The organism is Chitinophagaceae bacterium C216, from assembly GCA_028485475.2.
Classification (GTDB): domain Bacteria; phylum Bacteroidota; class Bacteroidia; order Chitinophagales; family Chitinophagaceae; genus Niabella; species Niabella composti.
In genome coordinates, this window is the sequence record CP144143.1 from 3,310,476 (window position 1) to 3,330,862 (window position 20,387).

Consider the following 20,387-nt stretch of genomic DNA (forward strand, 5'->3'; position numbering starts at 1 on the left):
TGCTTATCGCAGGAAAGCCTGCGCCACGCCACCATCTACATTCAATACGTTTCCTGTAGATTTATTCAACAATCCACTTACAAACACAAAACATGCATTGGCTATATCTTCCGGAAGAATCACTTCTTTCATGAGCGTGCGTTTAGCATAAAACGCTGGCAATTCCTCCACTGTAATACCATAAGCTTTTGCACGTCCCTCAGCCCAACCGCCGGCCCAAATATTGGAGTCAACAATTACAGCATCTGGATTTACAGAGTTGACACGAATTTTATCATCCCCCAGTTCTGCAGCCAATAAACGCGAAAGATGCGCCTGAGCAGCTTTTGCCGAACCATAGCCAGCGTTATTAGGACCAGCCACTACAGAATTTTTCGACACAATATTTATGATATCGCCACCTATATTTTGCTTACGCATTACTGCTACTGTAGCTTTCGATACCATAAACTGCCCTTTCACCAGTATATCGTACAGGCGATCCCATTCCTCTATCGAATGTTCTGCAATACTCTTCGAGATGCTAATACCCGCATTATTCACTACAATATCCACACCGCCAAAAGCCAGTATAGCGTCTTCCAGAGCGGCATCGATAGAGGTTGCATCTGTTACATTCAGAGTTACGGAAGTTACCGCATCTTTACCATACTGTTTGGTAAATTCCTCTACCGTAGCCTTCATTCTTTCTTGATGAATATCGCTGATAATTACACAAGCTCCTTCCTGTGCAAATTTTTTAGCTATAGATTTACCAATACCACCACCGCTTCCGGTTATCAGTGCTACACGTCCACTTAAAGGTTTAGGCTTGGGCATTCGCTGCAATTTAGCTTCTTCCAGCAGCCAATATTCAATATTGAAAGCTTCCTGACGGGGTAGCGATGTGTATTCGGAAATAGCTTCAGCACCACGCATCACATTAATGGCGTTAATGTAGAACTCTGCCGCTACCCTTGCCGTTTGTTTATCTTTCGCAAAAGCAAACATTCCAACTCCCGGGTAGAGGATAATTACCGGGTTAGGATCGCGCATCGCCGGACTATCAGGATGCTTACAGGTTTCATAATACTCCTTATACATCTGACGGTAATCTTCAAACAATGGCTGCAACTTTTCTTTTACAACCGCTACATCATCTAAATTCTCATCAGGAGCGAGATTCAATACCAGCGGACTTATTTTCGTACGAAGGAAATGATCCGGACATGAAGTTCCCAAAGGCGCCAGTCGTTCCAAGTCATTGGAATTAATATACTCTAATACGCGTTCATCATCGGTAAAATGTCCTATCATTTTTACATGTGAGGAGCAAAAGCCGCGCAGCACAGGGGCCAGAGCGGCAGCTTGTTTCAATCTTTTTTCCTTGGACAGGGGCTCCATCTTAACGCCACCAAATACAGGCCTTTTTTTACCAATATTTTGCTCAATATATGCTGCACATTTTTCAATTACCTCCAATGTATTCATATAGCTTTCGTAGGCCGTATCTCCCCAGGTAAACAAACCGTGAGAACCGAGCATAATTCCTCTGATACCGGGGTTCTCTTCTACACAACGTTTCAACATCAGCCCCAACTCAAATCCTGGTCTCTGCCAGGGCACCCAACCTATAGTACCTCCAAAAAGCTCTTTAGTAATCGCTTCCCCATCCTTAGCTGCAGCAATGGCAATAGCTGCGTCAGGATGCAAATGATCGATATGTTTAAATGGTAGAAAAGCATGTAAAGGCGTATCTATGGAGGGTGCCTTAGACTTCAAATCATAAATGCAATGATTGAATAGCTCCACCATTTCATCCTCATACTCCACCCCACGGTATACTTTTGTAAGGCTACGCAGTTTATCTACATACAGCGCAGCAAGGCCGCTCTTTTTTAATGTTCCTAGGTCACCACCGCTGCCTTTCACCCACATCACTTCCGTATCTTCACCGGTAAGGGGATCTTTCGCAGTTACTTTGCAAGAGGTATTGCCTCCTCCATAGTTAGTTAGTCGCAAATCTGCACCCAATAAATTGGAACGATAAATCAACAATGCCACCTCATCTCCGGCTAATTCCGCCGCTTTGGCTTCATCCCACAAATAACTTACATGTTTAAACTTCTTTGCTTCTGTACCCATAATCATTAATTTATAAAACGCCTCTAAGAGTATTTGATATACTATTACTAAATCATTTTAATCAACCTACCGCATCGAATTGCCCCAGCCTACTAACAGCACCGATAGCAGTATTACCAGAATTCCTGCAATTACAGTTACTAATGTTTTTTTACTTACACCTTTCCACTCTTTCAGTATTAGTCCCCACACATTGGCAATAAGAATAATAAAGGCCATATGTAATATCCACGAGCTGGCACCGTTTCCTAGCTTGCTTTCCCCCATGCCGTAAAAGAAAAATTGCAAAAACCAGGTAGTACCAGCTAGTGCACAAAAAATTATATTACGTATAACAGGTGCACTGCTATTAGCGTAGTCGCCGTAAGTTTTATTACGCACATTAAGCAGCAAGCACCATATCAGATTTGTAGTAAGTCCTCCCCACAGTATAACGATGTATGATACATTATTCTGAAAAAGAAATTCACCTTGTCCCGGATGTGCTTCTTTCCATAAACTATTAGCTACTTCGGCCATGGGCTTTGCCGCTTCTATACCAAAGTTGAAACAAGCGCTTAATATACCTGAAACAATTGCTACAAATATTCCCAGCCCAAATTTATACTCGTCCTTACCGGAAAGATGCGCCTCAGCATCAGAATCAGGACGCGCTTCCTTTCCTCCTACACCCGCCAATTCTTTTTCTTTCATCATTCCTGCCTTGCCACAAAGTACTATCCCCACAATACATACTAGCAATCCTGCCAATACGGTACGTCCCCAGCCGGTATGGGTAAGACTAGTAATCATATCCTTGCCTTCGGCCGGATTGAACTGATAATAAATAGCCGGAATCAGCGCACCAAACACCATACAAAGTCCAAGAATAACACTGCTTCCTAACGAAACTCCCAAATAACGGACCCCTAATCCATATGTTAACCCCCCAATGCCCCATAATACACCGAACAAATAAGCGTATCCGATTACCGATTTATCTGCCTCCGCAATAATTTGTGTGAAATCGGGAATCGTCAACCAAGCTGCTATAGGCGGAACAACCAGCCAAGAAAACAAACCTCCGATTAACCAATAAGTCTCCCATGCCCAACCCTTTACTTTTTTATAGGGTATATAGAAACTACCGGAAGCAAATCCGCCGATAAAATGAAAAATAACTCCTAATAAGGCATTCATATGAACAAGTGTTTCGTTTAGCTATTATTTACAGATTGACAACCCGAAAATAGGCAATGTAAAATCCGCAACCATCATGCTCCATCATGACTATTTTCATAGGAAAAAATTGTTATACCTGATATTGCGAAGAATTACTTTTGTAAGAAATTCCAGAGTCTTTGCTTTATCAGATTTTAAAAATATATGCACGGCTTGCGAAACCACTGTTTTTCCACTCTTTGATTGTGGACAAACAAAGCATGCTCAAGCTTAAAGGTCCGTTGTTGATTGCTAGCAATCACCCTAACTCCTTTCTGGATGCAATCATATTTGATATATTGTTTGACCTTCCCATCACTTCATTAGCCCGTGGTGACGCATTCCAGTCCAAACAGGTTTTTCGCATACTGCGTATTTTAAAGATGCTTCCTATCTACCGTATTAGGGAAGGAGCGGAAAACCTCCACATTAATTATCAGACATTCGACGCCTGTATTGAAATTTTTAAAAAGAATGAAGGGGTTCTGATATTCAGCGAGGGGTTATGTGTAAATGAATGGCGTCTACGACCTCTTAAAAAAGGAACTGCCCGTCTTGCATTGAAAGCCTGGAAGGGAGGTATTCCCTTGAAAGTACTACCCGCAGGAATTAACTACAGCTCATTCCGGCGTTATGGCAAATTGATTCATGTGCGCTTTGGCGAACTTATTGGAAAAGAACATTTCGATCTTTCTCTTGCAGAAGGCAACGTCTATAACCAATTCAACGAATTGCTACAAGCACAACTACAGCAATTGGTTTATGAAATTCCAGGTGGAAACTACAACCTCCTACAGGAAAAATTCGGAAAAGCATCCCGAACCACAAAGAGGGTTCTGGCCCCACTTGCTCTCATGGGTGCGCTTCTTCATGCACCATTGTATGTATTAGCAAAACTCATTACACAATTATTCTTTTCGAAAAGCATCCATTTCGACGCAGTCATTTTTGCACTGCTCTTTTTAAGCTATCCTGTTTACTTACTCGCAATAACGCTTCTGGCATGTAGTATCTGGGGCGGATGGGGTTTACTATGCTTGTTACTATTATTCCTTACGGCAGCTTGTTATGTAAAATATGATATCAGGCTAGACAAATAGGTTAGTTGCTATTAATTACAGCTTAGCATTTTTTATATATGGTTAGAATAAAAAAACCCGGCTTGAGGCCGGGTTTAATATGATGCTAAAATCACTTTTCATTAAGCAGTGATTTTACCTTTTGCTTTAGCAATTACTTCTTCGGCGATGTTGTTAGGAGCCGGAGCGTAATGCGAGAACTCCATAGTAGAAGATGCGCGGCCAGAAGTCAGCGAACGCAGTTGGGTTACATATCCAAACATTTCGCTCAGTGGCACTTTAGCCTTAATAACCTGAGAGCCTGCACGGGTATCCATACCTTCCATCAAACCACGACGACGGTTCAAGTCACCAGTAACATCACCCATGTATTGCTCTGGAGTAATTACTTCTACTTTCATGATTGGTTCCAGCAGAATCGGCTTAGCCTTGCGAGCAGCTTCGCGGAAACCTTGTTTAGCACAAAGCTCGAAAGACATAGAGTCGGAGTCAACCGGGTGGAAGCTACCGTCGAATACACGAATCTTCATGTTATCTACTGGATAGTTGGCCAACACACCGGCAGTCATAGCCGACTCGAAACCTTTCTGAATCGCAGGTACAAATTCACGAGGAATAGCACCACCGAAGATATCGTTAACAAACTGGAAGTTCTTATCAGGATTTTCTTTCTTCCAATCTTCATCTACAGGACCGATACTGAAGAAGATATCAGCGAACTTACCACGACCACCGGTTTGCTTTTTCAGGATTTCGCGGTGTTCAATAGTTGCAGTAAAGGCTTCTTTATAAGCCACTTGAGGAGCACCTTGGTTTACTTCTACCTTAAACTCGCGACGCATACGGTCTACAATAATATCCAGGTGCAACTCACCCATACCGCTCAGAATGGTTTGTCCGGTATCTTCATCGGTTTTTACACGCAATGTGGGATCTTCTTCTACCAGCTTAGCGATGGCCATACCCATTTTATCTACATCGGCTTGAGTCTTAGGCTCTACCGCAACTGAAATCACAGGCTCGGGTATGAACATGCTTTCCAGTACAATGGGATTATTTTCGTCACTAAGGGTATCCCCAGTTTTAATTTCTTTGAAACCAACAGCAGCTCCGATATCACCGGCTTCGATGAAGTCGATGGGGTTTTGTTTGTTGGCAAACATTTTCATGATACGGCTGATACGCTCTTTCTTACCACTTCTTACATTTAATACATAAGAACCAGCCTCAAGACGACCAGAATAAACACGGAAGAAAGCCAGACGACCTACGAATGGGTCGGTCATGATTTTGAATGCCAAAGCGGCGAATGGTTCTTTTACATCCGGCTTTCTGCTCAGAATTTTTTCAGGATCTTTAGGATCTGTACCTTGAATAGCCTCGATATCAACTGGTGAAGGCAGATAGCGACAAACAGCATCCAGTACGGTTTGTACCCCTTTATTTTTGAAAGAGGATCCGCACATCATAGGAACGATGCTCAGGTCGATACAAGCCTTACGTATAGCTTCATGAATTTCGTCTTCAGTAATAGAATTAGGATCATCGAAGAATTTCTCCATCAGGGTATCGTCGTACTCCGCTACCGCCTCGATAAGGTTAGCTCTCCAGTGCTCCACATCAGCTTTCATTTCTTCCGGAACTTCAACCTCTGTATAGGTCATTCCCTCTGTAGCCTCGTCCCAAATAATACCTTTACCGCTGATCAGGTCTACAACACCTTTAAAGCTGTCCTCAGCACCAATTGGCAATTGTAAGGGAACCGCTTTTGCGCCAAGCATATCTTTCACCTGCTGTACCACGTTTAAGAAGTCAGCACCCTGGCGGTCCATTTTGTTTACGAAGCCGATACGAGGAACTTTGTAACGGTTAGCCTGACGCCATACAGTTTCAGACTGAGGCTCTACCCCATCTACTGCAGAAAACAGGGCAATCAGACCATCCAGCACACGCATAGAACGCTCTACCTCTACGGTAAAGTCCACGTGCCCCGGAGTATCAATAATATTAAAAGAATACTCTTTAGTTACACCCGGAACGTTTTGTCCATTTGCTGTAGGGAAGTTCCATCTACAGCTTACAGCAGCAGAAGTAATGGTAATGCCTCGTTCTTTTTCCTGCTCCATCCAGTCGGTAGTAGCACCACCATCATGTACCTCACCAACACGGTGAATCATACCTGTGTAACGTAGAATACGTTCGGTTGTAGTGGTCTTACCGGCATCAATGTGAGCGGCAATACCAAAGTTCCTTTGAAATTTTAAATCTGCCATAATTATTCTTGATTGAATTATAAACTTTTAGTTCCCTTAAACAATTGACTTATAATCAATTACCAAAAAGGTAGTATAAGCCATAAATTTAAGGGTGCAAAGGTAAGGAAAAATAAGATTTGTCTTTCCTAATTTATATTGTCTGTGGAAACTTTTTATAAATCTCTGTCGAAACAATATTTAATTGACAGTTTAGCGATTTAAAAACCAATATTCATCTAAAAAAACAGGGCATTCATCGAAGCAGAAGGAGCACTTATCGATTTTTTTTTCAAAAACTACCTTTTCTATCTAATCTATAACTTTACATTAAAATGTAAAACCTCTAAAACGAAGTAGAACTTTCAATATCTCTAAACAACATAATGACGAAAAGTAATTTCCTGGAAAGACGAAAAAGAATGATAGCCTGAGGTTTTGCGATTGCCCTTTATGTATGGCGTTTTTAAAGTTGCATCACCCCATATCTATAATCAATTGCTATTAAAGCAACCGAAACCAACTGCAGTTTATTTTTCGTAAGAGACCGATTCGGTCTCTTTTCTTTTAATGTTTAAACATTTTTTTTATTTTTAAGCCCTTAATAACCAATTTCTACTTATTATCTTATTAATTAGTAACTATCATGATTACAGCATTTGATTATGAGAAAATGGACAGGCGGAGCTGTCTCTTTTCAAGAAAAACGCTTAGACTCGGTGTGTCTACACTTTGCTTTCTATTATTTATTCATGACGGAAGTGCCACAGCTTATTCGCCACTAAAAGTACCGGATGTTGCCTTCGGTAGTTCATCAGTTCAATGGAAAAAAATCAGAGGAATTGTTTTAGATGTAAATGGCTCGCCCATTGCAGGTGCAGTAATAAGCCTGAACGGCAAACCTATCAGCCTTACAACCTCCGGCGATGGCCTTTTTGAAATTGAAGCCAACGAAGGCGATGTATTGGAAATCTCTCACGTATCATATACTACACAAAAGGTTATTATCGGAAAAGAAACCCAACTAACTATTGTTTTACAGCTTAATATTAATAGTTTAGATCAGGTTGTTATAACGGGTTACACAGAGTACTTAAAAGGTAAAAGCCCAAGTGCCTCAACACAGATAAATGCTGAAAACATCAATAAAATACCCATGAGTACTCTGGACCAAATACTCCAGGGACGTGTACCCGGAATGAGCGTTATTTCAAGCTCGGGACAACCAGGTCAGGCAGCAGCCGTAGTAATAAGAGGTATTGGTTCTATAAACGGAAGTACCACCCCATTATATGTAATGGATGGTATTCCTATAGAAAGCGGGTATTTTCAAACCATCAATCCCGAAGACATTGAATCTATCACGGTTTTAAAAGACGCTTCGGCTAAAGCACTCTATGGTTCCAGAGGTTCCAATGGAGTTATTGTAATTAATACCAAAAAAGGGAAAAAGGGAAAGCCTCGTATCCATTATAGTTCTCAATACGGTTTCTCTACCTTAACACAACCCACTTTTGAAATGACGGACACCAAGGAACGTCTGCGTTTTGAAGAAGAAGTAGGTCTTGAAACCGGTCGTGATATTGGACCTGGATGGCGGTTCTCTCCTAAAAATCCCACTTACGCCAATCAGTCTCCCGAGTGGCAACGAAATGCCGATCGTATATTAGACAGCTTAAGTAAAATAAATACCGATTGGCGCGACATGTTCTTCCAAAACGCCCGCTTCATGGAGCAACAAGTAAGCCTTAGCGCCGGCAATGAAAATGTTCAAACCTACAGTGCTGTAGGCTTATGGAAAGAAGAAGGTATTGTGAAAGAAACAGGAATGGACAGATTCTCGCTCCGCAACAATACCAATCTTAACTTTGGAAGATTTTCCGCCGGTGTAAATCTTTCTTTAGGATATTCCTCCTCGCGCTTTACGTATAATGAAGGAGGCACCTCAGTAGGTACTCCTATGGCTTCGGTGTATTATGCTTTACCATATGAATATCCTTATACACCTGATGGAGTATTCCATCCGGTAGACAACGGAATGGGTTTTTATGATACACGTGAAGGAAGCCGTGGTATAGATGTTCTCTACGGAACATCAGATAAAACCGAGCAGTTTAAAACCATATTAGGACTAGATCTGGCATATGAAATAATAAAAGGCCTTAAGGTTAGTACCCGAACCGGTATCGACTTGAGACACTCGGTGGATCAATTATTTATCAACCCGCAATCGTACATAGGTAGCAGACAGCCTGGAGAAAAGGGGGCCTTTGGTGAAGGATATCGCAGAAATTTCAATATAGTATCTACATCGGGAATCACATACAAAAAAAGACAAGGAGTACATGATTTTGAAATTTCAGGATTCTTCGAATATCTATATAACCATTACCGAGCATTCAGTTACAGAGGTTATGGCCTAGATGACAGATTACCGGAAACACCTGCCAGTATTACTGTAAGTACTGCATTTTTACCCACGCTCAGCGGTAGCCGCTCTAACAGTGCCCTCATGTCATACATGAGTGTAGGTCGCTACTCGTTTAACAATAAATATACCGTTACTGCCAGTTACAGATATGATGGTGCTTCACTGTCATCTGTACCCAAGAAGAATCGTTGGCACGGATTCTATTCCTTTGGAGCCAGCTGGGACGCAAAACAGGAGCATTTCTTAAAAAATTCACAACTAATCTCTGTTTTGCATGTAAGAGCAAGTTTTGGTCAAACTGCTAGTCCATTTGGTAGCAACTTCGCTTACCTGCCTACCTATTCAGCCAACACTACATACGGAGGCTTACCGGGCATCAGACCATCCAACATCGGGAACCCCGATTTCGATTGGGAGTATGTAGACGAGTTTAACGCAGGCTTTGACCTTTCGCTTTTCAAATCACAGCGAATCAAATTGATCATAGATTTTTATAGCAAAATCACAAAGAACATGTTTATCGACCTGCCGCTTTCGGCCACTGCTGGGGCCGGATCCGGCGGTACCGCTCCACTAAGCTCCGCTAAAATGAGCAATAAAGGGATTGAGTTTAATTTAAGCGGGGACATCATACAAACCCAAAACTGGAATTGGAATGTAGGGGTAAATGGAGCATTTAATAGAAATAAAATTCTTCGTGTGAGTGATGTTACCGACGAGCTGCCAGATGGTGATACCAGAATTATCAAAGTAGGATATCCCTATGGCACCTATTACGCTCCCCGTTGGGCAGGTGTGGATCCAGCCACAGGAGATGCGCTATATTATAATCGCGACGGTTCCATCACCAATGTATATAACGAAGAACAACAGGCAGTTCCTCTTAATGCATCTATGTATCCCAAGCTAACCGGAGGAATTACCACAACCATACGCTGGAAAACCCTTTCATTAAACGCCTTATTCTCGTTTGTATCCGACGTACAGCGCTGGAACAACATCGACTTTTACATCGAGAATCAGGCGTACATGACAAGCAACCAAAGTAAGAGGATGCTGTATGACCGCTGGAAAAAACCTGGCGATATAGCACACTTACAACGCATAGATATCCCCAGAAATTTCACATCTAAAGATATCCAGGATGCAGCATTTATGCGTTTGAGAAACCTAAGACTCAACTATAGTGTACCTAGCGCACTACTGCAGTCTTTACAAGTGGTAAAATCTGTAGACGTATTTGTGCAGGGGCAAAATCTGATTACCTGGACTACATGGCGCGGATTGGACCCCGAAAACAACCGTCAATACGGAAGATTTGAATATCCTAACGCCCGCAAATACACAGTTGGCATCAACATTAATTTCTAATCTAAGTAACTATGCAGATAAAAAAAATATTCTCCATATTAGCATTAACAGTACTCGTATTCCAGTCTTGTTCCAAACTGGACAATGCTCCTTCAGATTTTATAGATCCTAGTAAAGCGTTCCGCAATCTGGACGACGTAAACATGGGAGTAATCGGAGCCTATGCTCCCTTAACTTCCACCATCATAGAAACAGGGGCAATAGTATCAGATGAAGTAATGTTTCCTACAGAGAATACGGTATCTAATACCACAGCTCATCGCTGGTTGTACAATTCATCATCAGGATCAGTAACATCGGCATTCTATGAGTATTATGTAGTGATAGACCGTGCGAACCGGGTATTAGAAGCTATTCCCAATATTCCCGTTAACGCTTCTACACAAAGCAAACTCGACCAGTACCACGGAGAAATGCTAGCATTACGTGCTTACTGCCATTTTGAATTATTGAGAGCTTATGCTTCTGGATACGAGAAAGACAGCGTAGGTATTCCATACATGAAAGAACGCAAACTGGGCTATCCCGCCAGAGCATCTGTTCAATCTAATTTTGAAGATATCAATACCGATCTTCAAGCTGCCAAAGCGCTCATTCCTACCAGCTTCAATGACAATAGTCGCATTACTAGAACAGCTGTGGCTGCTATTCAAGCGCGTGTGGCTTTATATCAGAAAAACTGGAGCGATGCTATTACTTATGCGTCAGAAGTCATAAACAGCGAACCGCTAGCTCCCAAAGGTGATTTTGCTAAAATCTGGAAAGATGAAAGTCAATCAGAAGTCGTGTGGAAACTTGCCCGTGTAATCGGCGACTCTCGAATCGGTGCAGCATTTTTCCGCGAGACAGGCGAAATAGTACTTTATGCCCCCTCATTTAAATTGATTGATCAGTTTGGCCCTATATCGCAAAGAACCGACGATGTTCGATTCGAAAGCTATATCGAATACGCACCGAACCGTCCTGCAGGGAAATCCCAGTATCTTGTCAATAAATATGTGGGGGGCAATCCGAGTTATAGAGGTCTGGCTGATGTAAAGCTGTTTCGTACCGGAGAAATGTATTTAATTAGAGCCGAAGCATATTTGGAAAATAACAATCTTGTTGAAGCAGCGAAGGACTTAAACGAGCTAAGAAGAGCCAGAATTTATAACTACATCGATCAGAACTTTGCCGACAAAACCAGCTTATTGAATGCCATTTACAACGAACGCTTTAAAGAGCTGGCATTTGAAGGGCATCGGTTTTTTGACTTAAAACGCAGAAGGATGCCCGTGGAGCGCACTACTCAAGACGCTGTCAATACTTCCGGTGCAGTTAGACTGGAATCAACAGCGGCTCAGTATTGCTTCCCAATACCGGCAAATGAAATGGCTGTTAATAAAAATATGACTCAAAATCCCCACTATTAAACTTCAACAATGAAAAAAATCATTTCTGCAATATTTGTCGTGTGGGTTTGCATAGGTTGTGGCAAATCATCCGACCCTAATAACCCGTTTCGACCGGATGCGCCCAAACCTTCGGAACCCGTAACGCGCTCAGCTTCCATCGGCATTGTAGGAGATGCAGCAGATGTGCAAACACAAACAAAAGGCGGAATTGTGATTATGGGAGGCGGTTCGGATGTAAGTGCAGCACTACAATGGATGATTGAACGAAGCGGAGGTGGTGATGTAGTAGTTATTCGCGCTACAGGAACAGATGCTTACAATAGTTACATCAAAGGGCTTGGCAATGTCAACTCTGTAGAAACGTTGAAAATCGATTCGCGTAAACTTGCTGACGATGATAATGTAGCCAGAATCATTCGCGAAGCTGAGATGTTGTTCATTGCCGGAGGAGATCAGTCTGACTATGTGAACTATTGGAAGGGAACCAAAGTAATGGCGGCTATCAATTATCTGATCAATGAGAAAAAAGTTCCCGTAGGCGGAACCAGTGCAGGCGCCGCCATTCTAGGCAATTATTATTTCAGCGCAGAAAGAGGTGGTATTGATTTGTCACTTAACATTAATGCACTCACCAACCCTTATCACGAAAGAGTAATCATCGGAAGAGATGACTTTTTAAAATTTCCCATACTGCAAAATGTCATCACCGATCAGCACTTTTCTCAGCGCAATAGACAAGGTCGCTCCATTGCTTTTTTAGGAAGAATCATGAAAGATTGGGGTAAAACTCCTTACGGTATTGCTGTGGATGAGGCCACTGCTGTTTGCATTGATGAAAACGGCATAGCCACTGTTATTGGCAGCAACAAGGCTTTCTTCTTAAAAACTGATGCAGCTAAAGCGCCCGAAACTTTTGCCGTAAATACGCCTGTAACTTGGAACCACGAAGGAAAAGCAATACAGGTATTTGCTCAGTCGGGAACAGCAAGTAACAATAAATTTAATTTGAACACCTTTCAGCCAGAAAGCACTAACGGCCTTGAAAAATATTGGTGGGCTGTAGCATCAGGCAACTGGGCTCAAAGTGTTCGTGACTAACATTTAAATACCATGAAAAGTATAATTAAAACAATAGTATTATGTGCCGGCATATCTAGTCTTGCCCTCCAGTCATGCACTAATAAGGCCATAGAAGATAAAAACACTAAGTATGTGATGGTAATTCATGGGGGTGCGGGCACTATTGAGAAGCAGCACATGACAGAGGAAAAAGAGAAAGCCTATGTAGCAGCATTGACAGAAGCTCTACAAACGGGCCACAAGCTGCTTCAAGAGGGCAAATCCGCTCTTGATGCCGTACAAGCCGCTGTAAACGTGCTGGAAGATTCGCCTCTATTCAATGCCGGTAAAGGAGCAGTATTTACTAATGAAGGGAAAAACGAACTAGACGCTTCCATCATGGACGGGCAGACCCTAAAAGCAGGTGCCGTTGCCGGTGTTACCAATATCAAAAATCCGATCAACGCAGCACGTGCTGTAATGGAACAATCAGAACATGTAATGATGGTTGGACGAGGCGCAGAGCTGTTTGCAGCAGCCCATGGCTGCGACACTGTTCCCCCTTCATATTTTTTTACACAGGAGCGTTGGGACCAATTGCAAAGAACTATTCAAAAAGAAAGCAATGGACGCAATGCCTATCATGAACCAGATCCACGGCAGCAACAGATATACGGACTTACTGCAAAAGATGCAAAGTTTGGAACTGTTGGGGCTGTAGCATTGGATCAACAGGGCAATTTGGCGGCAGCAACTTCAACCGGGGGCATGACTAACAAGAGATATGGCCGTGTAGGCGACTCTCCTATCCTCGGTGCCGGCACATATTGCAATAACAATACAGCCGGCATATCATGTACAGGATGGGGCGAATACTTCATCAGAGCTACTGCTGCAAGCCGGGTATCAGCGTTGATGGAACTGAAAAACCTATCGGTTAGCGATGCAGCCAAACAAGTAATCGAAGAAATCGAACGTCTAGGCGGTGATGGGGGTATCATTGCTCTGGATAAGAACGGAAATGTTGCCATGGAATTCAATACATCGGGCATGTACCGTGGCACCGTGGATGAGAACGGAAAAATATCTGTACACATTTACAAGTAACAAACCATGAAAAGATTTTTGCTTAGAAAATATCTCTTATTTATAGTTCTAGCTTTAACGTGGGTATCCTCCTACGGACAAGCCTATAAAGGCGCTCTCTTCATTATCGGTGGTGGGGATCGACCTCCCCAGCTCATGAAAGCTTTAATCGAAACTGCACAATTAAGGCCTACGGATTACATTGTAGTACTTCCTATGGCAACAAGTATTCCGGAAGAATCCGTAGCATACTTCAAATCCCAAATTAAAAATTTGTGCGGCAATTACATTACCAGTTTTAATTTCAATAGAGAACAGGCAGATCATCATCAAGCATGGATCGATTCGGTTCGTAATGCCCGATTAATCTACATCACAGGTGGAGACCAAAACAAATTTATGAAAGTAGTGTATGGCACCCGCCTATATGATGCTATGCACGAGGCATTGCGCAATGGAGCTACCATCTCCGGAACGAGTGCCGGGGCCGCAGTCATGTCGCAAATAATGATTACGGGAGAAGAGCGGGAAGATAAAAAAGGTAGTTTTAAAGACATTAAAAAGAATAATACAATTACTTCCCAAGGAATGGGATTTATTACCGGCGCCATTATTGACCAACACTTCATAAAACGTAGTAGACACAACCGACTAATTAGCCTACTTGCCGATCATCCCAATAAGAAAATTGTAGGAATAGATGAAAGTACTGCAATTATCGTAAAAGGAAAAGAAGCTCGAGTTGTGGGAGAAAACCAAGTGCTTGTAATTGCATCTCCCAAGAATCTAAAAACTTTCAAAAACAACAAAGTAGCATTTAAAAACGCAAATTTCTCCTTGTTTTCAGAAGGAGACAAGTTTGCAATAAAATAGTTAGATAATTTTTTAATCAAACTTAACAGTCAAAAAATCATAAAAATGATGACACTTAAAAGACTATTGACTACCTTTTTAATTATCATAATTGCTTTGACAGGTTGTAAGAAAACAAAATACAATTTCAACGACCTTCCACCTACTGTTAAAAGCTATTTCACAGTAGCCAATAACCAGTGGAACATAAATGAAACCATTCAATTCACCAACCAATCGGAGAACGGGGATTCCTATTTTTGGGACTTTGGAGATGGAACAACATCCACTGAAAAAGATCCCAGCAAAACTTATCCTAATCCGGGTACTTATACAGTTAAACTTAGAGTAATCGGACAAGGCGGAACAGGCAACTATTCCATGGATATTGTTATCATCGACCCCAATATTATCATCGACACAGATAAAGAATTGTACTTTATCGAGTACGGTAGCAAGCTTGTACGTAAGATTTCGCTTGTCCCAGGTTCTACAGTAGAAACCGTTATCAATATGACAGGTCGCGAAGCGCATGGTATGGCCTATGATTCTATAAACAAGCATATTTATTATTGCGATTTCCAGAATACCAACTCGGGTAAGATTTGGAGGATGGATTTTGATGGCGAAAATTTAGTTGAGTTACTTTCCGGTTTGGCTTCTCCTTACGGGGTTGTGTTAAATCTGGCCGAAGGTAAAATGTACATCGCCGATGGTCCCAATGTATCCCGAGCCAATCTGGACGGTAGCGAATATGAAAAAACATTTATAACTATCCCCGGTGGAGCGATGCGTGCTGTGGCATTTAATAGCAAATCCAATACCATCTATTTTTATGAAGTAAACGATGAAAATCTTTTTGCAGCCAAAACAGACGGTACAGGGGTTGAAGCTGTTATTGAAGGCGCTTACGGCTATGGCATCTTTATAGATGAAGTAAATGACAAGATCTATTATGATGATAGAAACAATACGGGTATTATGCAGGCCAACTTAGACGGCTCTGGTATAACTAAAATTGCAAATGTTACCGGGAATAGAGGCGGTTCGGGTATAGTGGTTGATTATAAAGAAAACAAACTATACTGGGCTGAAACTAATAACGGATTTATTAAAAGAGCTAATCTCGATGGTTCTGGTGCCGAAACTTTCCTATCAGGAGTAAATAACCCCAGGGGGATGTTTATAAAATAAACACTAGAAACTAAAAGTGGCGACTCAAGGGTCGCCACTTTTTTATTCAGTATACATCGATACCATTTCTTAATTGCATTACTTCAGATACCCCAATATCTTCAGCATGCTTTGAGCTGATTGCTCTTTTGCATATACCCAATCTTCCAGTTCACCATTCTTGTTATACTCCAGAATAACATGCTTGGGTGAAGGAATCAGGCAGTGCTTAATGCCACCATACCCACTAATCTGATCCTGATAAGCTCCAGTATGAAAGAAGCCCACATATAGCGGTTCGTCATCATCGTCGCTACCTTTTTGCTTCACCTCACCAACACCGTTGCCATTGCCGTTGTCATTCTTTATTTTGGGAAGAAATACTTCGTTGATGTGTTCTTCACTATCGTAATAATCGTGTCCGTCGCAAGTGATACCTCCCAATACTACCCGCTGGTATTCGTTGTTCCATTTATTAATAGGTAACATCAGAAATTTCTCTCCAATTCCCCAAGTATCCGGTAAAGTAGTAATGAATGAGGAATCTATCATGTACCAGGTTTCACGGTCGTTCTGACGTTTTTCACCAATTACACTGTAGATATGCGCCATACTCTCTCCTACGGTATAACTCCCAAACTCAGTGTAAATATGTGGAACAGGTACCCGGGCCTTTTTGCAAGCAGATTTAATTGTACTTACAATTTCATTAATCATAAACTGATAGTCGTACTCGAAAGCCAAACTATGCTTAATGGGGAACCCGCCCCCAATATTGAGCGAATCCAATTCGGGGCATATTTTCTTGAGCTGACAATACAGATTAATACTCTTGCGCAACTCACTCCAATAGTAAATATCATCCTTAATACCCTTGTTCAGGAAAATATGCAACATCTTCAGCTGGAACTTCTCTTCATTGCCTTCAATCTCGTCTACATAAAACTCCAGTACATCCTTAGCTCTTATTCCCAATCTTGAAGTATAGAAAGGAAAGGTAGGCTCTTCTTCCGCTGCGATTCGGATACCGATTTTAAAGGGCTCTTTTGTTTTGATACTGCGCTTATACATATTGAGCTCCTCTTTATTATCCAACACCGGAATCACATTCTTAAAACCGCTATTGATAAGCTTAGCTATACGTGATGTATAGTTCTTTTGCTTAAAGCCATTACATACAATGTTTATATCTTTTGTGATCTTACGTCTTTTGTAAAGCTGATTAATGATATCGATATCATAAGCAAAAGAAGTCTCCAGGTGTACATCGTGCTTCAGCGCTTCTTCCACTACAAAAGAAAAATGAGAACTCTTCGTACAGTAGGTATAGAAGTACTGAGCGTCGTACTTATACTTACGCATAGCATTAGCAAAATACTGCTTCGCTTTGTTGATGTTCATGCCAATTTTGGGTAAGTACGTCACTTTTAGAGGGGTCCCGTGCTTCTTAACGAGCGCTTTGTAATCAATACCATTAAAGAGGAGGTCTCCATTCTTTACCTCAATTCCTTCCTGAGGAAAATTAAAGGTCTGTTCTACCAGCCCTAAGTATGAATTATTCATCTGCCATAAACCGGCTACACCGGCACTTAATGGTTTAAAAATTGAGTGCTAAATTAGGAAATATGTATAAACGATATTCTTCTAATGCCACCTAATTTCATCCAGGGTCTAACTGCGAAAAATAAATGCAATAATAAAAAAAGCAGCACAAATAAAGTGCTGCATTTTCTTAATTTTTATTTGTTACAAATAGCGTTCACTATTTAACTGAGTTTACCAAAGCTTTGAAGGCTTCCGGATTATTCATCGCTAAATCAGCGAGCACTTTTCTATCCAATCCGATTCCTTTAGCTTGCAGCTTGTTGATAAACTGAGAGTAAGTAAGTCCTTCTTCGCGTACGGCTGCATTGATACGAGCAATCCACAAAGTGCGGTATTCTCTTTTCTTTAGTTTACGACCCACATACATGTAGGTCATACCTTTCTCAACAACGTTTTTAGCAACGGTATATACATTTTTACGTTTTCCGTAAAAACCTTTAGCTTGTTTTAATATTCTTTTTCTGCGTGCTCTAGAAGCAACTGCATTTACTGAACGTGGCATGTCTTAAAGAGTTTTAAATGTGAAATTTTTGGATTGAAAATAAGAGACTCGAAATTATTTCAGTCTCAGCAGACGTTTTACGAAATCTACATTGGGTTTTGCAACTACCCCGTCAATACGCATCCCGCGTTTACGCTTAGTAGATTTTTTAGTGAGAAGGTGACGTCTGAAACTCTTTTGGTGAGTAATCTTGCCGGTTGCCGTTACTTTAAAACGCTTTTTTGCGCTAGAGTTTGTTTTTACCTTAGGCATGGTAAATAATCGATTTTATTGTTACACCCTTGAGGCGTTCCCGCACCGGCGGGACTCTTTTCGAGCCTCTTCAGGCAAATATTCGCCATTTAAAGGAGTGCAAAGGTAGGAAGTTTTTATGATTCAAAACTGAGATTTTTGCCCAAGGGCACTATTGGCTTTCAGAACGAGATTTAAAATTGATTGTCAACCATTTACGAACTGGCTCGTCTATAAATTTCAGGGCTGCCCAGGCTAATACCACCGATGCCACTAGGATAACTCCTGAATAAATATACAACGATTGCTGCCCGGGATTTGTAGCCGCATAATTGCCCAAAATCCATATCATCCAGTAATGCAACATATATAGCGGATACGAAATATCGCCTAAGAAAGCACACAATTTACTCACCCAGCCTGTGGCCACCGTTCCGGCCCCAAAGGCAATAATCAACGGAAACAATAATATCACAAATAGCATTTCTGCCAGAATATCGTTGTCTCGATGCGGGAAAAAGAAAACCCCCATCAATAATGCAGCGTAAATTATAAAATGCAGTTTGTTAGGTATCACCCACCCAAAGCGGTACACCGCCACGCCCGCTAAAAAACAGCAACTCACGCGTGCATAGCCCTCCCAATAGTTTTCTCCACTCCAGCCTACACAAACGTTTCCGGCCTGCCAAGTTACCCATACAAGGGATACAGCAGCAATTGCCAGCAACACAGTCAGCAGTTTCTTATTGATGTGTACCAATACCAAAGCATAGAAAATATTAATAACGTATTCCAGCCCTAAAGACCATGCAGGTGCATTTAACGGAAATACATTTCCATAACGCCCTAAGTAGGGATAAGGGATCATCAGTACGGAGCAAATTGTGGCCACTGCAATCTTTCCCCACCCAAACTCTTCTACCGCACTTGTAGAGGCCAAAGGATCCAATAATAATCCCAATAATCCTACTATGGTCCCCAACACCACTAAGGGATGCAACCGAATCAGGCGATTAATGAAAAATCTCTTTTTACCAATCCTATGTATTCTGCTATCATACGCATAGGCAATTACAAACCCCGATAAACAAAAGAAAAAGTCTACGGCAAGATACCCATGTGCTACCGGACTTTCATTGAAATCAGGTATCAGAATTTCATAACAATGAAACACTACTACCATAATAGCTGCAATACCTCGCAGCCCATCTAATATTTCGTAATGGGGAGTTCCCGCTAATGATTTCTGAGACACCTTATAAAGTAATTAATGTGTGTACAATGGAATAGTAACAAACTCAGGTTGTAACAACTTATAAATGATGCAGAGCTCTATAGGATATAGGAAGATTATTGTATGCTATAAGTTTCTGCCGGAACAGTAGCTTTTGCCTTTTGTTTATTTCCTGTACCTTGAGGATTACAACCATACTGAGAAAAATACCAGGCCGCAGCAATTACTGCAACCGTAAATAATATCCATAATGCTCTATTTCTATTGCGTGTAGGATTTTGCCTTTGAAAAAGCTCTTCACGCATTTCGGCGGAGGTGGTTTCTCTATCGCCTACAATAGTGGCAAAGTTGGTATTTTTTCTGATGACTTTTCTGGCAGTAACCTGCGTGAAAGGGGAGAGTTTTTCCTGTTCTGCTATAAACACTACTTTGCCTTCTTCTTTAACCAGCTGTCCTACCCCATTCCACGAGATTTTTTCACCGCTATCCAGCTTCTCGTTCATTGCCTGAACAAAACTTTCAAAATCTGCTACAGCCTGCTCCCTCGATATATGCTGATTTTGGGCTAGCCAATTATAAAATGCATCCGGCTCCTCAATAACCGCATCAGATGCTGCAATAAAAACTACCGACCACCCCGGAGGCAACAGTGTTTGTTCTGCACGATTGGCATTAGCTCCTGCAGACTTCAATTCAAAAACACCTATTTGTGGAATTGTCAGGCGCTTATACTCAAATAAGTATCTTGTCAATGCATCAAACATATCCAAAATTTGTAACGAATATAGTAATTC

15 protein-coding genes are annotated in these 20,387 nt (G+C 41.5%); 7 read left to right on the forward strand and 8 right to left on the reverse strand.

Features of this window, described 5'->3' with window-relative positions; translation table 11 throughout:
- Positions 1-3 precede the first annotated feature (3 nt).
- Together PIECOFPK_RS14195 and rhaT are read right to left on the reverse strand one after the other, a co-directional pair.
- Positions 4-2,124: a bifunctional aldolase/short-chain dehydrogenase gene (locus PIECOFPK_RS14195; protein WP_409966204.1), complete on the reverse strand. Its 2,121-nt coding sequence runs from the start codon at positions 2,122-2,124 to the stop codon at positions 4-6.
- Positions 2,125-2,190: 66 nt separating this feature from the next.
- Positions 2,191-3,303 (reverse strand): L-rhamnose/proton symporter RhaT, encoded by a 1,113-nt coding sequence (gene rhaT, locus PIECOFPK_RS14200; RefSeq protein ID WP_330973608.1) that lies wholly within the window; start codon positions 3,301-3,303, stop codon positions 2,191-2,193.
- Between the two features lie 227 nt (positions 3,304-3,530).
- On the opposite strand from rhaT, the gene PIECOFPK_RS14205 reads away from it, so the two are divergent.
- Positions 3,531-4,424: a 1-acyl-sn-glycerol-3-phosphate acyltransferase gene (locus tag PIECOFPK_RS14205; RefSeq protein WP_409966205.1), complete on the forward strand. Its 894-nt coding sequence runs from the start codon at positions 3,531-3,533 to the stop codon at positions 4,422-4,424.
- A gap of 101 nt (positions 4,425-4,525) precedes the next feature.
- Here PIECOFPK_RS14205 and fusA read toward each other — a convergent pair whose 3' ends face one another.
- Complete coding sequence (gene fusA / locus PIECOFPK_RS14210) at positions 4,526-6,676, reverse strand: elongation factor G (RefSeq protein WP_409966206.1); 2,151 nt, start codon at positions 6,674-6,676, stop codon at positions 4,526-4,528.
- 625 nt (positions 6,677-7,301) lie between these two features.
- Between fusA and PIECOFPK_RS14215 the strand changes: the two genes are divergently transcribed.
- From PIECOFPK_RS14215 to PIECOFPK_RS14240, 6 genes are read left to right on the forward strand one after another with little or no spacing between them, the layout of a single operon-like run.
- Positions 7,302-10,457: a SusC/RagA family TonB-linked outer membrane protein gene (locus tag PIECOFPK_RS14215; RefSeq protein ID WP_409966207.1), complete on the forward strand. Its 3,156-nt coding sequence runs from the start codon at positions 7,302-7,304 to the stop codon at positions 10,455-10,457.
- A gap of 11 nt (positions 10,458-10,468) precedes the next feature.
- Positions 10,469-11,869: a RagB/SusD family nutrient uptake outer membrane protein gene (locus PIECOFPK_RS14220; RefSeq protein WP_330973604.1), complete on the forward strand. Its 1,401-nt coding sequence runs from the start codon at positions 10,469-10,471 to the stop codon at positions 11,867-11,869.
- Between the two features lie 9 nt (positions 11,870-11,878).
- Complete coding sequence (locus tag PIECOFPK_RS14225) at positions 11,879-12,949, forward strand: cyanophycinase (RefSeq protein WP_330973603.1); 1,071 nt, start codon at positions 11,879-11,881, stop codon at positions 12,947-12,949.
- 12 nt (positions 12,950-12,961) lie between these two features.
- Positions 12,962-14,017, forward strand: coding sequence for an isoaspartyl peptidase/L-asparaginase family protein (locus tag PIECOFPK_RS14230; protein WP_409966208.1), 1,056 nt, complete (start codon positions 12,962-12,964; stop codon positions 14,015-14,017).
- A gap of 6 nt (positions 14,018-14,023) precedes the next feature.
- Positions 14,024-14,869: a cyanophycinase gene (locus PIECOFPK_RS14235; RefSeq protein ID WP_409966209.1), complete on the forward strand. Its 846-nt coding sequence runs from the start codon at positions 14,024-14,026 to the stop codon at positions 14,867-14,869.
- A gap of 45 nt (positions 14,870-14,914) precedes the next feature.
- Positions 14,915-16,042, forward strand: a complete 1,128-nt coding sequence (locus PIECOFPK_RS14240; protein ID WP_409966210.1) for a PKD domain-containing protein — start codon at positions 14,915-14,917, stop codon at positions 16,040-16,042.
- A 78-nt stretch (positions 16,043-16,120) separates the two neighbouring features.
- Here the strand turns inward: PIECOFPK_RS14240 and PIECOFPK_RS14245 are convergent, their stop codons facing one another.
- From PIECOFPK_RS14245 to PIECOFPK_RS14265, 5 genes are all read right to left on the reverse strand, one after another.
- Positions 16,121-17,584 (reverse strand): arginine decarboxylase, encoded by a 1,464-nt coding sequence (locus PIECOFPK_RS14245; RefSeq protein WP_330973599.1) that lies wholly within the window; start codon positions 17,582-17,584, stop codon positions 16,121-16,123.
- A 199-nt stretch (positions 17,585-17,783) separates the two neighbouring features.
- Positions 17,784-18,128, reverse strand: a complete 345-nt coding sequence (gene rplT, locus PIECOFPK_RS14250) for a 50S ribosomal protein L20 (RefSeq protein WP_330973598.1) — start codon at positions 18,126-18,128, stop codon at positions 17,784-17,786.
- 54 nt (positions 18,129-18,182) lie between these two features.
- Positions 18,183-18,380 carry a 50S ribosomal protein L35 gene (gene rpmI / locus PIECOFPK_RS14255; protein ID WP_330973597.1) on the reverse strand — a complete coding sequence of 66 codons (198 nt, stop codon included), beginning with the start codon at positions 18,378-18,380 and terminating at the stop codon, positions 18,183-18,185.
- A 151-nt stretch (positions 18,381-18,531) separates the two neighbouring features.
- Positions 18,532-19,614: an acyltransferase family protein gene (locus tag PIECOFPK_RS14260; protein ID WP_330973596.1), complete on the reverse strand. Its 1,083-nt coding sequence runs from the start codon at positions 19,612-19,614 to the stop codon at positions 18,532-18,534.
- A 95-nt stretch (positions 19,615-19,709) separates the two neighbouring features.
- A complete protein-coding gene (locus PIECOFPK_RS14265; protein WP_409966211.1) occupies positions 19,710-20,357 on the reverse strand; it encodes a hypothetical protein in 648 nt (215 codons plus the stop codon).
- Positions 20,358-20,387 lie beyond the last annotated feature (30 nt).

What these genes read in the sequence shown, in the direction of transcription:
- rhaT (WP_330973608.1), bottom strand. Translation starts at nt 3,303, where the DNA reads ATGAATGCCTTATTAGGAGTTATTTTTCATTTTATCGGCGGATTTGCT.
- PIECOFPK_RS14215 (WP_409966207.1), top strand. Translation starts at nt 7,302, where the DNA reads ATGATTACAGCATTTGATTATGAGAAAATGGACAGGCGGAGCTGTCTC.
- PIECOFPK_RS14245 (WP_330973599.1), bottom strand. Translation starts at nt 17,584, where the DNA reads ATGAATAATTCATACTTAGGGCTGGTAGAACAGACCTTTAATTTTCCT.
- rpmI (WP_330973597.1), bottom strand. Translation starts at nt 18,380, where the DNA reads ATGCCTAAGGTAAAAACAAACTCTAGCGCAAAAAAGCGTTTTAAAGTA.
- PIECOFPK_RS14235 (WP_409966209.1), top strand. Translation starts at nt 14,024, where the DNA reads ATGAAAAGATTTTTGCTTAGAAAATATCTCTTATTTATAGTTCTAGCT.
- PIECOFPK_RS14220 (WP_330973604.1), top strand. Translation starts at nt 10,469, where the DNA reads ATGCAGATAAAAAAAATATTCTCCATATTAGCATTAACAGTACTCGTA.
- PIECOFPK_RS14265 (WP_409966211.1), bottom strand. Translation starts at nt 20,357, where the DNA reads ATGTTTGATGCATTGACAAGATACTTATTTGAGTATAAGCGCCTGACA.
- PIECOFPK_RS14195 (WP_409966204.1), bottom strand. Translation starts at nt 2,124, where the DNA reads ATGGGTACAGAAGCAAAGAAGTTTAAACATGTAAGTTATTTGTGGGAT.
- PIECOFPK_RS14230 (WP_409966208.1), top strand. Translation starts at nt 12,962, where the DNA reads ATGAAAAGTATAATTAAAACAATAGTATTATGTGCCGGCATATCTAGT.
- PIECOFPK_RS14225 (WP_330973603.1), top strand. Translation starts at nt 11,879, where the DNA reads ATGAAAAAAATCATTTCTGCAATATTTGTCGTGTGGGTTTGCATAGGT.
- PIECOFPK_RS14240 (WP_409966210.1), top strand. Translation starts at nt 14,915, where the DNA reads ATGATGACACTTAAAAGACTATTGACTACCTTTTTAATTATCATAATT.
- rplT (WP_330973598.1), bottom strand. Translation starts at nt 18,128, where the DNA reads ATGCCACGTTCAGTAAATGCAGTTGCTTCTAGAGCACGCAGAAAAAGA.
- fusA (WP_409966206.1), bottom strand. Translation starts at nt 6,676, where the DNA reads ATGGCAGATTTAAAATTTCAAAGGAACTTTGGTATTGCCGCTCACATT.